The organism is Streptomyces sp. Y20 (assembly GCF_043195475.1).
Classification (GTDB): Bacteria; Actinomycetota; Actinomycetes; order Streptomycetales; family Streptomycetaceae; genus Streptomyces.
Genome location: NZ_JBIDDP010000007.1, coordinates 325,162 through 339,600, shown reverse-complemented (window position 1 = coordinate 339,600; position 14,439 = coordinate 325,162). Strand labels below are relative to the sequence as shown.

Annotated in this window: 11 protein-coding genes; 4 read left to right on the top strand and 7 right to left on the bottom strand. The window is 71.0% G+C overall.

The window, feature by feature from the left end:
* Positions 1 to 38: 38 nt before the first annotated feature.
* Positions 39 to 998 (bottom strand): ABC transporter substrate-binding protein, encoded by a 960-nt coding sequence (locus tag ACGFT1_RS20385; RefSeq protein ID WP_373910342.1) that lies wholly within the window; start codon positions 996 to 998, stop codon positions 39 to 41.
* A 582-nt stretch (positions 999 to 1,580) separates the two neighbouring features.
* On the opposite strand from ACGFT1_RS20385, the gene ACGFT1_RS20380 reads away from it, so the two are divergent.
* Both ACGFT1_RS20380 and ACGFT1_RS20375 read left to right on the top strand, forming a co-directional pair.
* Positions 1,581 to 2,804 (top strand): NADP-dependent malic enzyme, encoded by a 1,224-nt coding sequence (locus tag ACGFT1_RS20380; RefSeq protein WP_373910341.1) that lies wholly within the window; start codon positions 1,581 to 1,583, stop codon positions 2,802 to 2,804.
* A 230-nt stretch (positions 2,805 to 3,034) separates the two neighbouring features.
* Positions 3,035 to 4,000, top strand: a complete 966-nt coding sequence (locus tag ACGFT1_RS20375; RefSeq protein WP_373910340.1) for a zinc-binding dehydrogenase — start codon at positions 3,035 to 3,037, stop codon at positions 3,998 to 4,000.
* Positions 4,001 to 4,024: 24 nt separating this feature from the next.
* Here the strand turns inward: ACGFT1_RS20375 and ACGFT1_RS20370 are convergent, their stop codons facing one another.
* Positions 4,025 to 5,209, bottom strand: coding sequence for a PadR family transcriptional regulator (locus ACGFT1_RS20370; protein ID WP_373910339.1), 1,185 nt, complete (start codon positions 5,207 to 5,209; stop codon positions 4,025 to 4,027).
* Between the two features lies 1 nt (position 5,210).
* Positions 5,211 to 6,152 (bottom strand): DUF4097 domain-containing protein, encoded by a 942-nt coding sequence (locus ACGFT1_RS20365; protein WP_373910338.1) that lies wholly within the window; start codon positions 6,150 to 6,152, stop codon positions 5,211 to 5,213.
* A gap of 179 nt (positions 6,153 to 6,331) precedes the next feature.
* Here ACGFT1_RS20365 and ACGFT1_RS20360 point away from each other — a divergent pair, with 179 nt between their 5' ends.
* On the top strand, positions 6,332 to 6,514 hold the full coding sequence (locus tag ACGFT1_RS20360; protein WP_019075209.1) for a DUF6104 family protein: 183 nt from the start codon (positions 6,332 to 6,334) through the stop codon (positions 6,512 to 6,514).
* A gap of 113 nt (positions 6,515 to 6,627) precedes the next feature.
* Here the strand turns inward: ACGFT1_RS20360 and ACGFT1_RS20355 are convergent, their stop codons facing one another.
* The 4 genes from ACGFT1_RS20355 to ACGFT1_RS20340 form a co-directional block, all read right to left on the bottom strand.
* Positions 6,628 to 10,428 carry a multifunctional oxoglutarate decarboxylase/oxoglutarate dehydrogenase thiamine pyrophosphate-binding subunit/dihydrolipoyllysine-residue succinyltransferase subunit gene (locus tag ACGFT1_RS20355; RefSeq protein WP_373910337.1) on the bottom strand — a complete coding sequence of 1,267 codons (3,801 nt, stop codon included), beginning with the start codon at positions 10,426 to 10,428 and terminating at the stop codon, positions 6,628 to 6,630.
* Positions 10,429 to 10,730: 302 nt separating this feature from the next.
* The gene (locus tag ACGFT1_RS20350; RefSeq protein WP_373910336.1) at positions 10,731 to 11,855 is read right to left on the bottom strand and encodes an ATP-binding protein; all 1,125 of its coding nucleotides are present in this window, start codon (positions 11,853 to 11,855) and stop codon (positions 10,731 to 10,733) included.
* Entirely contained in the window at positions 11,852 to 12,592 is a 741-nt protein-coding gene (locus ACGFT1_RS20345) for a response regulator transcription factor (RefSeq protein WP_373910335.1), read from the bottom strand. The genes ACGFT1_RS20350 and ACGFT1_RS20345 overlap by 4 nt, the downstream gene beginning before the upstream one ends.
* A 112-nt stretch (positions 12,593 to 12,704) precedes the next feature.
* Positions 12,705 to 13,382: a spermidine synthase gene (locus ACGFT1_RS20340; protein WP_373910334.1), complete on the bottom strand. Its 678-nt coding sequence runs from the start codon at positions 13,380 to 13,382 to the stop codon at positions 12,705 to 12,707.
* Between the two features lie 192 nt (positions 13,383 to 13,574).
* On the opposite strand from ACGFT1_RS20340, the gene ACGFT1_RS20335 reads away from it, so the two are divergent.
* Positions 13,575 to 14,360 carry a rhomboid-like protein gene (locus ACGFT1_RS20335; RefSeq protein ID WP_373910333.1) on the top strand — a complete coding sequence of 262 codons (786 nt, stop codon included), beginning with the start codon at positions 13,575 to 13,577 and terminating at the stop codon, positions 14,358 to 14,360.
* Positions 14,361 to 14,439: the final 79 nt, after the last annotated feature.

Sequence of the window (14,439 nt, the reverse complement as noted above, 5' to 3'; positions counted from 1 at the left end):
GGGTATTGCCTCTCAGTGGCCGCTGGCGCCGACGCGGGTCACTTGCCGCCGTTGATCGCGGACTCCTTGACCGCGCCGTCCTCGGCACCCCACTTCTCGAGGATCGTCTTGTACTCGCCGTTCTTGATGACCGCGTCCATCGCGGCCTTGATGGCGTCCCGCAGCTGGGTCTCCTTCTTGGAGACCGCGATGCCGTACGGGGCCGCCTGGACCTGGTCGCCGACGAGCTGGAAGTCCTTGCCACCGCCCGAGTTCTTGACCGCCCACGCGGCGACCGGGAAGTCGGAGGAGGCCGCGTCCACGCCGCCCGAGCGCAGCCGGGTCTGGGACTGCTGGTCGTCGTCGAAGGCCTCGACGGTGAGCTTCTTGCCGGCGGGACACTTCTTGGCCTCCTGCTTGGCCAGGTCCTCCGAGACGGTGCCCCGCTCCACGGCCAGCTTCTTGCCGCACAGGTCCGACCACGTGCTGATGCCCTTGGTGTCACCCTTGCGGGTGTAGATCGAGACACCCGCGGACAGGTAGTCGACGAAGTCGACGCCCTCGCCGACCTTCTTGCCCGTGTCCGGGTCGACGCCCTCCTGCCGGTTCTTGTTGTCCGTCATCGCCGACATCGCGATGTCGTTGCGGCCTGAGCGCAGACCGGTGAGCAGGGCGTCGAAAGTACCGTTCTCGAACTCGAACGTCACCCCGAGCTGCTTGCCCATGGCCGCCGCCAGGTCCGGGTCCAGGCCGACGACCTTGCCGGAGGCGTCCTTGAACTCCACCGGCGCGTACGCGATGTCCGAACCGACCCTGATCTTGCCGGCGCTGCGAATGTCCTGCGGGAGCTTGTCGGCGAGCGGAGCGGTGCTGGTGGACGCACCGCCGGAGTCCTTGTTCTTGTCCTTGGTCTGGTCACCGCAGCCGGTGAGCAGCAGGGCGCCTGCGACCGCGATCGCACCGGCCGCGGCCAGACGTGAGCGCGCGGCGCTTGTACGACGGGTGGAGCTTGCGGTCATCGTGGTTCCTCCGGCGGATGGGAAGAGTTGCCGATGGGTCGACGGAAACACACACCTTCGGGTGTCGCGACCTCGTGGGTTTACGGCATCTTGCCATTCGGACTACGCCATTCAGGGGCGTCACTATGTCAAAATCGGATAACGGGTGACCCCCGAACCGCATCAGGTCGGTACAACCCCGGTCCATAGCCGCAGGATCATCTGCGGGAATCCAGCGTTCCGGCCGGAAGATCTTCGGCGTGTCTCACGATGTGATCACCTTCCGCGGTCACCTCGCCGCCCGGCCGCCCCCGTCGCGCCGGGGCGCCCGCGCGCCGCCCCCCGTGCCGCCGGCCCCGTGTCACCTTCCCGCCGCTTTGCTGTTCCGGGATGTGACCTTGCACCTAATGGACTCGTCGCGGGCGCCGTCCGTCCGGTAAGAAGGTTCTTTACACCCCTCATCCGGGGCTCAGGGCGCGTGTGCGGCGCGCCCGTCGCGTATGTGCTCGTACGTATCCGCAATCGAGCCGTGCGCGGTGCCCGCCCACCCCTCACCAGGAGTGGTCGACCCTCAAACCATGCATAGCTAAGGGGTACAACAAAGTGGCAGCGGAGATCGTCAATCCTCGCAGCGACAACGGTACGGACCAGGACGGAGGGGCCGAGCCCCTCGATTCGTTCGACCCGGTGTTCGCGCTGCACCGTGGCGGCAAGATGGCCGTGCAGGCCACCGTGCCGATCCGCGACAAGGACGACCTTTCCCTCGCGTACACGCCCGGCGTCGCTCGCGTGTGCACCGCGATCGCGGAACAGCCGGAGCTGGTCAACGACTACACATGGAAGTCCAGCGTGGTCGCCGTCGTCACCGACGGCACCGCCGTGCTCGGACTCGGGGACATCGGTCCCCAGGCCTCCCTCCCCGTGATGGAGGGCAAGGCGATCCTGTTCAAGCAGTTCGGCGGCGTCGACGCGGTGCCGATCGCGCTCGACTGCACCGACGTGGACGACATCGTCGAGACCGTCGTCCGGCTCGCCCCGTCCTTCGGCGGAGTGAACCTGGAGGACATCTCGGCGCCCCGGTGCTTCGAGATCGAGCGCCGGCTCCAGGAGCGGCTGGACATCCCGGTCTTCCACGACGACCAGCACGGTACGGCCGTGGTGACGCTCGCGGCGCTGCGGAACGCGGCCCGGCTCAGCCGGCGCGAGATCGGGCAGCTGCGGGCCGTCATCTCGGGCGCCGGTGCGGCCGGTGTCGCCATCGCCCGGATGCTGGTCGAGGCCGGCATCGGGGACGTGGCCGTGGCGGACCGCAAGGGCGTGGTGTCGGCCGACCGGGCGGACCTGACCCCGGTCAAGCGCGAGCTGGCCTCCTTCACGAACAAGGCCGGCCTCACCGGCTCGCTGGAGGACGCCCTGGCGGGCGCGGACGTCTTCATCGGCGTCTCCGGCGGTACGGTCGCGGAGGAAGCCGTCGCCTTCATGGCGCAGGGCGCCTTCGTCTTCGCGATGGCCAACCCGAACCCCGAGGTCCACCCCGACGTGGCGCACAAGTACGCGGCGGTCGTCGCCACCGGGCGCTCGGACTTCCCGAACCAGATCAACAACGTGCTGGCCTTCCCCGGGATCTTCGCGGGCGCGCTCCAGGTGCGGGCCACGCGGATCACCGAGGGGATGAAGATCGCCGCCGCCGAGGCGCTGGCCGCGGTGGTGGGGGACGACCTCGCCGCGGACTACGTGATCCCGTCCCCGTTCGACGAGCGGGTCGCTCCGGCCGTGACCGCCGCGGTCGCGGCCGCCGCGCGCGCCGAGGGCGTCGCTCGCGGCTGACGCAGCGCTGAACGGCCCCGCCCGCCCGGGCGGGGCCGTTCTTTCTGCCCGCTTCTCCGCCCGTTCTCCTGTCCGTTCTTCCGCCTGCCCGCGCGCCCGTACGGGTGAGGGCACGGCGCTGTCGGGTGTCTCGCCGCGCTCTGCGCCGCACGGGTGCCGTTGCGCAAGAGGGCATGTGTCACAGGCGGGCCTGGTTCCCCCGGCTGCACCGTGCACCTATCGTCGGCAGCATGTTCGCTGTCTACGCCGCCCGAATCGACCGCGACCAGCCGCTCACCGGCCTCGAGTTGGGGGAGCGTCCGGCTCCCGAGGCCCGTCCCGGCTGGAGCACCATCACCGTACGGGCCGCTTCCCTCAATCACCATGACCTGTGGTCCCTGCGGGGCGTCGGCCTGCCGGAGGACCGGCTGCCGATGATCCTCGGCTGCGATGCCGCCGGGATCGACGAGGACGGCAACGAGGTCGTCCTGCACTCCGTCATCGGCCAGACCGGCCACGGCGTCGGCCCGGACGAACCGCGCTCCATCCTCACCGAGCGCTACCAGGGCACCTTCGCCGAGCAGGTGACCGTGCCCACGTGGAACGTCCTGCCCAAGCCCAGGGACCTGTCCTTCGCCGAGGCCGCCTGTCTGCCGACCGCCTGGCTGACCGCCTACCGGATGCTGTTCACCAACGCCGGTGTGCGGCCCGGTGACTCGGTCCTCGTGCAGGGTGCGGGGGGCGGTGTCGCCACGGCCGCGATCATCCTCGGCAAGGCGGCCGGACTGCGGGTCTTCGCGACCAGCCGGGACGAGGCGAAGCGGAAGCGGGCCCTGGAACTCGGGGCCGTGGAGGCCGTCGAGCCCGGGGCCCGGCTGCCGCAGCGAGTGGACGCGGTCATCGAGACCGTCGGCGCCGCCACCTGGTCCCACTCGGTGAAGTCCCTGCGGCCCGGCGGCACGCTCGTCATCTCCGGTGCCACCAGCGGGGACCGGCCCTCGCACGCCGAACTGACCCGCATCTTCTTCCTGGAGCTGAAGGTCGTCGGCTCGACCATGGGCACCAAGGACGAGCTGGAGGACCTCCTCTCCTTCTGCGCCGCCACCGGTGTACGGCCCGTCATCGACGAGGAGCTGCCGCTGGACCGGGCCCGCGAGGGCTTCGAGCGGCTGGCGTCCGGTGAGCAGTTCGGGAAGATCGTGCTGACCGGCTCCTGAGCCGGGCGGAGCCGTCCCGCCGGGCTACCCCGGTCCCGGGTTCTCCTTCTGCCCGCCGGTCCCGGTGGGCCGGGAGGGGGACCGGGGATCGCGGGTGTCGAGGAGTGCCGCGATGTGGGCCGCCGCCGTCGAGAGGTGGTGGCGGGCCGCACCGAGCTGCTCCGGGGTGACGCCGTGGTCGCGGGCCGCGTCACGGATGTCGTCGCGGAAGCGGTCCAGGAGACGGTCCAGGTCACGGGCCGGGTCACCGGTGAAGTCCTCGTGGGCCCAGAGGGGTTCGTACGCTGCGGGGAAGTCCGCCGGGGCGGAGGTGTAGTGCGGCTCCTGAGCCGGGGCGGGGGCGGGGGCGGAGGTCTCTTCGGTGGTGCGGCCGAAGGTCCAGTTGCCGCCGAAGTCCTTCCCGAACTCCTTGCCGAAGTCCTTTCCGAACTCGCCGAACTCCTTGGCCAGTTCCGTCAGGCCGTCGCGGACGCCGGTCGGCCAGTCCCCGCGGGCGAAGTGGTCCAGTACCCGGTCCTGGACCCGCCGGGCCATGCGCTGCACCTCCTCCTGCGCCTGGGCCCGTGCCCGCGCCTGCGCCTCCTGCGCCCTGTGGCGGGCGCGCTGGGCCTCCTCGCGGGCCCGGCGGCTCTCGTCCTTGGCCCTGCGGGCCTGCTCCTTCCACTCCTGCTTGACCCGGCGCATCTCCTCCTTGGCGGCCTTCCAGGCCTCCTTGTCGCTCAGGTCGTCGTACTCCCCGGCATCCCCCCGGCCCCCCTCGGTCCCGTCCTTGCCGAGGTCCGGGAAGGGGCCCGGACCGGTGCCGGCCGCCCTGGTACCCCGGCGGGCCTCCGAAGCCGCCGCGCGCATCTCGCGGCGCAGGTCGCCGGCCGCGCCACGCACGTCGGCCCTTATCTCGGCGGCCAGTTCCGCCACCGACTCGCGGATCTCCAGTTCCAGGTCGGCCAGCTCACCGCTGCGGTCGGCCAGTTCGGCCCGGCCCGCGTCCGTGATCGCGTACACCTTCCGGCCGCCCTCGGTGGTGTGCCGGACCAGGCCCTCCGCCTCCAGCTTGGCCAGGCGGGGGTAGACCGTGCCCGCCGAGGGGGCGTACAGGCCCTGGAAGCGTTCCTCCAGAAGCCTGATCACCTCGTAACCGTGGCGCGGGGCCTCGTCGAGCAGCTTGAGCAGGTACAGGCGGAGGCGGCCGTGGGCGAAGACGGGAGCCATGTCAGAGCACCTTCTTGTCGGTCGTCGTGCCGTCGGTCGTCGTGCCGTCGGCCGGGGCGCCGGACGGCCCGGCGGGCTGCGGGGAGTCGGGCTGCGGGGAGTCGGGCTCCGTCTCCCAGGGGGTGTGCTCCTCCTCGTCCCGCGGCGGGCGGCGCAGCAGGGCGATCGAGCCGGAGACCGTGGTGGCACGCAGCCGCCCGGTGCCCGCGCCGAGCCGCCCGGAGACCTTGTGGGCGCCCCACTGGCCGTGCACCCGCAGTCCGTCGAAGGCGTTGGAGATCGTGCCGCTCGCGGTGTTGGCCTCGACCGTGGCGTCCGCCGGGTGCGGCAGGCGGATGGCGATCTCGCCGGAGACGCTGGTGAGGCCGACCTCCGTGGGCCCGTCCGGGTCCAGGTCGACGATCATGGAGCCGGTGACGGATTCCGCGCGGACGGACGGGCCCGAGCCGTCGACCACGGTGAGGTCGCCCGAGACCGAGTGGAACCGCAGGTCGCCCGTGACCGCCTGGGCCTCCAGGTTCCCCGACACCGTGTCCGCGCGGACCGGGCCCGAGACGCCGACCAGGGTGGTGTCGCCGGTCACCCCCTTGACATCCACGGGGCCGCGGATGCCGGAGACGACCGCGCCCGCGCCGACCACGCCCACCTCCACCCGGGTGCCGGCGGGAACGGCGAGGGAGACGACGGCGCTGCGCCGCCGACCCGCCTGGTCGAGCCACTTCAGGAAGCCCTTCCAGTGCAGGTCCTCGTAGGACACTGTCAGGACGCCGTCCCGCTGGGTGACCACCAGGGGCGGGCCCTCGACCTCCGAGACCTCGAGGCGGGCGGCGGGTTCGTCCGTGCTGACGACGTTGACCGTGCCGTTGACGAGCCGGACGTGGAGGTCGCGTACGGGGTTGTCGAAGGTCAGTTTTCGGGGCTCGGTGACGGACCACTCGGGCATGGGGCCTCCTCGGCGGGGCGGCGTGACGACGACGCGTCATATCGCGTCCTCTGAGAAACACGATATATCGTGGCCTTGTGAAGTCAAGACGCTCTTTCCGGTGAGGGGCCGGCCGGTCCGGCGCATAGGCTGGACCCAGTCAGCAACGGCCTGGATGAACGCGCAGGAGACACGGCCCCATGTATTTCACCGACCGCGGTATCGAGGAGCTGGAGAAGCGGCGTGGCGAGGAGGAGGTCACCTTCGAGTGGCTCGCCGAGCAGCTGCGTACGTTCGTGGACCTGAACCCGGACTTCGAGGTGCCTGTGGAGCGGCTGGCCACCTGGCTCGCGCGCCTCGACGACGAGGACGACGACGAGTAGGTCCCCGTGCGGCCGGCGCAGAGCCGCCTCACCGCGTACGGTCCCGCACGGACGAAGGGCCCGGCACCGAGTCGATACTCGGTGCCGGGCCCTTGTCGCGTGCCGCCCGGGGCCTACGCCTCGAACACCTCACGCACCAGCTGCTCCTGCTCGGACTGGTGGCGCTTGGCCGAACCCACCGCCGGGGACGAGCCGTGCGGGCGCGAGATGCGCCGCAGCCGCTCGCCGTGCGGGACGTCCGCGCCGACCGCCAGGTCCAGGTGGTCGATCAGGTTGAGCGCGATGAACGGCCAGGCACCCTGGTTCGCCGGCTCCTCCTGCGCCCACAGGTACTTCTCGGCGTTCGGGTACTTCTTGATCTCCGCCTGGAGCTCGGCACCCGGCAGCGGGTACAGCCGCTCGATGCGGATGATGGCCGTGTCCGTGACGCCGCGCTTCTGCCGCTCGGCCTCCAGGTCGTAGTAGACCTTGCCGGCGCAGAAGACGACCTTGCGCACGGCGGCCGGGTCGACCGAGGCGTCGCCGATGACCGGGCGGAACTCGCCGCTCGTGAACTCCTCCGCCTTCGACGCCGCCGCCTTCAGGCGCAGCATCGACTTCGGGGTGAAGACGACCAGCGGCTTGTGGTGCGGGTTGTGCACCTGCCACCGCAGGAGGTGGAAGTAGTTCGACGGGGACGTGGGCATCGCGACCGTCATGTTGTTCTGCGCGCACAGCTGGAGGAAGCGCTCCGGGCGGGCCGAGGAGTGGTCCGGGCCCTGGCCCTCGTAGCCGTGCGGCAGCAGCAGGACGACGCCGGAGGTCTGGCTCCACTTCTGCTCGGCCGAGGAGATGAACTCGTCCACGACCGTCTGCGCGCCGTTGACGAAGTCGCCGAACTGCGCCTCCCACATGACGAGCGCGTCGGGGCGGGCCAGCGAGTAGCCGTACTCGAAGCCCATCGCCGCGTACTCGGAGAGCAGCGAGTTGTAGACGTTCAGGCGCGCCTGGTCCTCGGAGAGGTACTGGAGCGGGGTGTACTCCTCGCCGGTCTCCCGGTCGATGAGCACCGCGTGGCGCTGGCCGAAGGTGCCGCGCTGGGAGTCCTGGCCCGCGAGGCGGACCGGGGTGCCCTCCAGCAGCAGGGAGCCGATGGCCAGGGTCTCGCCCATGCCCCAGTCGATGGTGCCGTCCTCGACCATCGCCGCCCGGCGCTGGAGCTGCGGCTGGAGCCGCGGGTGCACCGTGATGTGGTCGGGGACGTTGACCTGGGATTCGGCGATCCGCTTGACGACCTCCGCGGAGACCGCGGTGGGCACGGCGACCGGGAAGCCGTCCTGGGGCGCCCGGGTGTCGCCGGCGGGCGGCTGGGAGGTGGCCTCGCGGACCTCCGTGAAGACCTTCTCCAGCTGGCCCTGGTAGTCCTGGAGGGCCTGCTCGGCCTCTTCCAGGGTGATGTCGCCGCGACCGATCAGCGACTCGGTGTACAGCTTGCGCACCGAGCGCTTCTTGTCGATCAGGTCGTACATCAGCGGCTGGGTGAAGGCCGGGTTGTCCGACTCGTTGTGACCGCGGCGGCGGTAGCAGATGAGGTCGATGACCACGTCCTTGTTGAACGCCTGGCGGAACTCGAAGGCCAGCCGGGCGACGCGGACGACGGCCTCGGGGTCGTCGCCGTTCACGTGGAAGATCGGGGCCTCGATCATGCGGGCGACGTCCGTGGCGTACATGGAGGAACGCGAGGACTCGGGGGCCGCGGTGAAGCCGACCTGGTTGTTGATGACGATGTGGACCGTGCCGCCGGTGCGGTAGCCCCGCAGCTGCGACATGTTCAGGGTCTCGGCCACCACGCCCTGGCCCGCGAAGGCCGCGTCGCCGTGGATCGCCACCGGCAGGACCGTGAAGTCCGTGCCGCCCTTGTTGATGATGTCCTGCTTGGCGCGGGAGACACCCTCCAGGACCGGGTCGACGGCCTCCAGGTGGGAGGGGTTGGCGACCAGGGAGACCTTGATCTGCTCGCCGTCCAGGCCGGTGAAGGTGCCCTCGGCACCCAGGTGGTACTTCACGTCGCCGGAGCCGTGCATCGACTTCGGGTCGAGGTTGCCCTCGAACTCACGGAAGATCTGCGCGTACGACTTGCCGACGATGTTGGCGAGGACGTTCAGCCGTCCGCGGTGGGCCATGCCGATGACGACCTCGTCCAGGCGGGACTCGGCCGCCGAGTCGATGACCGCGTCCAGCAGCGGGATGACGGACTCGCCGCCCTCCAGCGAGAAGCGCTTCTGGCCGACGTACTTGGTCTGCAGGAAGGTCTCGAAGGCCTCCGCCGCGTTCAGCCGCCGCAGGATGCGCAGCTGCTCCTCGCGCTCCGGCTTGGAGTGGCCGCGCTCCACGCGGTCCTGGATCCACTTGCGCTGCTTGGGGTCCTGGATGTGCATGAACTCGATGCCGGTGGTGCGGCAGTACGAGTCGCGGAGCACACCGAGGATGTCGCGCAGCTTCATCATCGACTTGCCGGCGAAGCCGCCGACGGCGAACTCGCGCTCCAGGTCCCACAGGGTGAGGCCGTGCTCGACGATGTCCAGGTCGGGGTGCTTGCGCTGGCGGTACTCCAGCGGGTCGGTGTCGGCCATGACGTGGCCGCGGACCCGGTAGGAGTGGATCAGCTCGAAGACGCGGGCGGCCTTGGTGACGTCGTCGTCGTGGGAGGCGTCGATGTCCTTGAGCCAGCGGACCGGCTCGTAGGGGATCCGCAGCGCCTCGAAGACGTCGTCGTAGAAGCCGTTCTCGCCGAGCAGCAGGTTCGCCACGACGCGCAGGAACTCGCCGGAGGCGGCGCCCTGGATGACCCGGTGGTCGTAGGTCGACGTGAGCGTCATGACCTTGGAGATGCCGAGCTTGTTCAGGGTGTCCTGGCTGGTGCCCTGGAACTCCGCCGGGTAGTCCATGGAGCCGACGCCCATGATCACGGACTGGCCGGGCATCAGGCGCGGCACGGAGTGGACGGTGCCGAGGCCACCGGGGTTGGTCAGGGAGACCGTCACGCCGGTGAAGTCGTCCATCGTCAGCTTGCCGTCGCGGGCGCGGCGGACGATGTCCTCGTAGGCCTGCCAGAACTCGAAGAAGTTCAGCGTCTCGGCCTTCTTGATCGCCGCGACGACCAGCTGGCGGTCACCGTTCGGCTTCACCAGGTCGATGGCGAGGCCGAGGTTGACGTGCGGCGGCTTGACCAGGGTCGGCTTGCCGTCCTTCTCGCCGAACGACCAGTTCATCGACGGCATGGCCTTGACGGCCTGCACCATCGCGTACCCGATGATGTGCGTGAAGGAGATCTTCCCGCCGCGGGCGCGCTTGAGGTGGTTGTTGATGACGATGCGGTTGTCGAACAGCAGCTTCACCGGTACCGCGCGGACCGAGGTGGCGGTCGGCAGTTCCAGCGAGGCGTTCATGTTCTTCACGACGGCGGCGGCCGGACCACGCAGCGTGATCAGCTCCGGGCCCTCGGGCGCCTCGGCGGCGGGGGCGGCCTTGCCCTTCGGCTGAGCGGGCGCCTGTGCGGGTCGCGCCGGCTCGGCCGGGGCGGCCTTCGCCGCCGGAGCGGGTGCGGCGGCGGGCGCCGGGGCGGGCGCCTGGGCCGGAGCGGCCGCGGGCTTCGGAGCCGCGGGGGCGGCCGGGGCGGCGGCCTGGGGGGCCGGGGTGGGGGTCTCTGCGGCCCCCGCGGCCGCAGTACCCGCCGGAGCCGGGGTCGCAGGAGCGCCCGGCTTGTAGTCGGCGAAGAAGTCCCACCAGGCGCGGTCTACGGAATTCGGGTCCTGGAGGTACTGCTGATAGATCTCGTCGACGAGCCACTCGTTCGGACCGAACGCGGCTGCGGGGTTCTTCCCGGCTTGGTCATCGGTTGAGATGCTCGAGTTACTGGGGGACTGTGGCGACACGGCGGCAACCGCCCTCTTCCGCTTCACAAGGTGATGGACAGCGGGAATAAAGGCTACGCCTCCCTGACCGTGAAGGTCAGGCCGGGCCCGTTCATCGTCGCGTAAGTCACATCGGAAATCTTGTTTCGGGGCTTGAAATGGCGGGAAACAACCGTGGTTCCGCACGTGGGAGGGTGCACCGGCCGGGACCCTGCGCGTCTTCGTTCGACGGGTGGCGCGGGCCTGGTCCCGATCACACGGCTGCGGCCGCGCCGAGCGGCGCCGACCGTCGTGGATCTTGTGCTTCCGGTTCGGACCCTACGTCAACTCGTGGCGGAAGTCAGGCCCGGAAGAGTGACGATGATCCGGCAGCCGCGCTCGGATTCGGCCACACCGATCCGGCCGCGGTGCAGATCCACGGCCCAGCGGGCGATCGCCAGCCCCAGCCCCGTACCGCCGTCGCTGCCCGGCCCGTGCGGCCGGGTCACCGCTCCCCGGTTGAACCGCTCGAACACCCGGTGCCAATCCGACCGGGGGATGCCGGGACCCTCGTCCAGGATCTCCAGCTCCAGCGACTCCGGCTGCGCACCGCGCCGCGCCTTCACGGTCACGCGGCCGTGCGGCGGGCTGTGCTTGACCGCGTTGTCGATGAGGTTGGCGACGACCTGGTGGAGGCGCTCGGGGTCCGCGTGCGCGGTCAGCTCCGGCGGTGAGACGTCGAGGTGCAGATGGACGTCCGTCCGGGTGTGGCTGCCGGAGCCGGAGGCGATGCCCGCGCGCGCGGAGGCGACCATGTTGGCCTCCTTGAGCACGCCCGAGAGGTACGGCCACACCTCGAACCGCCGCAGCTTCAGCGGTACGACGCCGTTGTCCAGCCGGGAGAGGTCCAGCAGGGTCTCCACCAGCCGGCCGAGCCGCTCGGTCTGCTTCAGGGCCGTCCGCATCGTCTCCTGGTCGGGCTCGGTGACGCCGTCGACGATGTTCTCCAGGACCGCGCGCAGGCCCGCGATCGGGGTGCGCAGCTCGTGCGAGACGTTCGCCACCAGCTCCTTGCGCTGGCTGTCCTGGGCCTCCAGCTCGTCGGCCATGACGTTGATCGTCTGGGCCAGGTCGCCGAGTTCGTCCCGGCGGTTCTCCTTCACGCGGCGCGTGTAGTCGCCGTGCGAGATGGAGCGGGCCACCGTGTTCATCTCGTCCAGCGGCATGGTGAGCGAGTGCGCCACGAACTGGGTGATGAGCAGGGTGGCGATCATGGAGAAGACGGTGATGAAGCGCAGCTCCGTCTTGGTGTGCACGGCGACGATCGACAGGCCGGTGGTGATCAGCACCGCGATGACGACCAGCGCGCCCAGCTTGGTCTTGATCGAGAACGGGCGCACGCCGCCCCAGGATTTCCCACCGGAGGGCCGGTGGCTCCCGTGCGCGGCCCGGCGCCCGTCACCGCTCATGGGGCCGGCGTCTCCAGCGCGTAGCCCACACCGTGCACGGTGCGGATCCGCTCGGCGCCGATCTTCCGGCGCAGCGCCTTGATGTGGCTGTCGACCGTGCGGGTGCCGGAGGCGTCCGCCCAGTCCCACACCTCGGCCAGCAGCTGCTCCCGGGAGAGCACCGCGCGCGGGGTGTTCGCCAGGCACACCAGCAGGTCGAACTCGGTCGGCGTCAGATGGACGTCCTCCGCCCTCACCCGGACCCGGCGCTGCGCGTGGTCGATCTCCAGCTCGCCGAGGCGCAGGATGCCGGAGCGCGGAGTGGCGGCGGCGATCGTCGCCCGCTCCACCCGGCGCAGCAGCACGTGCACGCGTGCCGCCAGTTCCCGCATCGAGAACGGCTTGGTCATGTAGTCGTCGGCGCCGACGCCGAGCCCGACCAGCATGTCGGTCTCGTCGTCCCGCGCGGTGAGCATCAGCACCGGCACCGGGCGCTGGGCCTGCACGCGCCGGCAGACCTCCAGCCCGTCGAAGCCGGGCAGCATGATGTCGAGGATCAGCAGGTCGGGCTGCCAGGCCTCGGCCGTGTCGACGGCGGCGGGACCGTCGGCCGCCGTCTGCACCAGAAATCCCTCGGCACGGAGCCGGGCCGCGATGGCGTCGACGATCGTGACGTCGTCCTCGACGACCAGCACCCGGCGCTGCGCGCCCGGGGTGGTCGTCGCCGCGCCGCTCTGGGAGGTGTGTGTCTGCTCCATCGCCCGCCCCTGTTGTTGCTTTCCGGAATCCGTGGGGTGATCCCATGTCTGCGTTTGACGCTTGAATGATCTGCGTCAGGGCAGCACATTACGGGGACCGCCGGGGCTGTCGCTATCCAGGTCGGACGGCGAGGTGCACAGCGTCCGGAACGCCCCGGGCAACGGGCACCTCTTCGGTACGCACCTGCCGGAACCCGGCATTCCGCAAGCTTCCTTCAAATTCCGGCGAGGGCTGCGCGGACCATATGGCGAGCACCCCGCCCGGTCTCAACACCCTTGCGCACGCGTCCAGTCCGGCCGGCGAGTAGAGGCTGCCGTTGTCCTCCGTGACGGTCCAGCCGGGCCCGTTGTCGATGTCGAGACACAGCGCGTCGAACGTGTCCGATGTCTCATTGACGTACGCCACGAGATCCGCTTCCACGATCCGGGTCCGCGGGTCGGCGAGCGCGCCGCCGGACACCTCCGCCAGCGGCCCCCGCCGGTGCCAGCCGATGACGGCGGGCTCGCGCTCCACCACGGTGATCCGCCCCCACCCCGGACCGGCCGCCGCGTGTGCGAGCGAGAACCCCACGCCCAGCCCCCCGATCAGCACGTCCGGCTCCGGCCGCCCGTCCAGCGCGGCGCGGGCGGCGTCGACCAGCAACCGCTCCGAGCGGCCGTCGGAGGTGTCCATCAGGAAGCAGCCGTTGGCGATGATCTGGAGCAGTGGGCCGTGTCTGCGCAGCACCACCTCTCCGTACGGGCCGTCGCGCCGGTCCAGGACCACGGGAGAGTCGTACAGGGCAGTCATGACCCCCATCCTGGCCCAACACGGCCCGGCCTTCACGGCGATTGCGGACGACGACGGCCGCCCCGGCAAGACGTGTACGGACGCGGCCGGGGGGTGAGAGGTTGCTGTGAATCCCGCTCCCGGGTGGCGTCGGTCATAGACAGCGGCACGCCGGACCCCAAGGGTGGACCGCGACGGAAGGAGCGCCGCACCGTGGAACGGATCGCGAAGGGCCCTGCGACGGCCGCGTCGCCGCCCCGGCCGGGGCCGCCCCTTCCCGGCGGCCCCGCCGCCGCGCCCTCGCCGGCCACCGGCCTGCTGGACGGCGTGCCCCGTCAGCGCGGTGCCGCGGCGGCGTCCGCCCCGGCCCCCGTGTGCAGGGCCGTACGGCCCTGGCGCCTGCTGCCCACCCCGGCCGGCACTCCCTTCACCTTCGCGTACGCGACCGTCCTGGCGGTCACCTCCGTGGTCGCGGCCGTGGCCGACCCCGCCCTGGTCCACGCCCTCCACCAGGGCTCCAGCACGGACGTCGCCCACCTGATACGCACGCCCGTGCCGGTGCTCACGGCGAGCGCGCTGTGGATCGCGGGCGGGATCGTCTCGCCGTACGCCCTCGCGTTCCTGCTGGTGCTCACCGCGCTGGAACGGCGCACGGGCGCGGTGCGGGCCGCCGGCGTCTTCCTGGCCGGCCACGTCCTGGCCACCCTCGCCACCGAGGTCCCGGTCGGCCTCGCCGTCCTGGCCGGCCACCTGCCACCGACCTCCCTGCACCGCCTCGACTACGGCATCAGCTTCGGCGTCGCCGCCAGCATCGGCGCGCTGGCCGGACTGCTCCGCCCCTGGCTGCGCTGGCCCCTGCTGGTGCCGGTGGCCGGGACGCTCCTCGGCGACCTGTACGCCTACGCGGACCCCCTGACCAACTGGGGGCACCTCATCGCCCTGGCGATCGGCGTGACCGCCTGGCCGCTCGTCCGGCGCCCGCACCGGCCGGCCCGGTAACGGCCCCACCTGCACCGATCCCGTGATCGCTCACGGCGAACACCCGATCGGGAACATCAGGGGCAGCCAGAACATTGAG

Bases quoted from the DNA above. Each gene is read 5' to 3' on its own strand.
- ACGFT1_RS20385 (WP_373910342.1), bottom strand. From the start codon at position 998: ATGACCGCAAGCTCCACCCGTCGTACAAGCGCCGCGCGCTCACGTCTG.
- ACGFT1_RS20375 (WP_373910340.1), top strand. From the start codon at position 3,035: ATGTTCGCTGTCTACGCCGCCCGAATCGACCGCGACCAGCCGCTCACC.
- ACGFT1_RS20370 (WP_373910339.1), bottom strand. From the start codon at position 5,209: ATGGCTCCCGTCTTCGCCCACGGCCGCCTCCGCCTGTACCTGCTCAAG.
- ACGFT1_RS20365 (WP_373910338.1), bottom strand. From the start codon at position 6,152: ATGCCCGAGTGGTCCGTCACCGAGCCCCGAAAACTGACCTTCGACAAC.
- ACGFT1_RS20360 (WP_019075209.1), top strand. From the start codon at position 6,332: ATGTATTTCACCGACCGCGGTATCGAGGAGCTGGAGAAGCGGCGTGGC.
- ACGFT1_RS20350 (WP_373910336.1), bottom strand. From the start codon at position 11,855: ATGAGCGGTGACGGGCGCCGGGCCGCGCACGGGAGCCACCGGCCCTCC.
- ACGFT1_RS20345 (WP_373910335.1), bottom strand. From the start codon at position 12,592: ATGGAGCAGACACACACCTCCCAGAGCGGCGCGGCGACGACCACCCCG.
- ACGFT1_RS20340 (WP_373910334.1), bottom strand. From the start codon at position 13,382: ATGACTGCCCTGTACGACTCTCCCGTGGTCCTGGACCGGCGCGACGGC.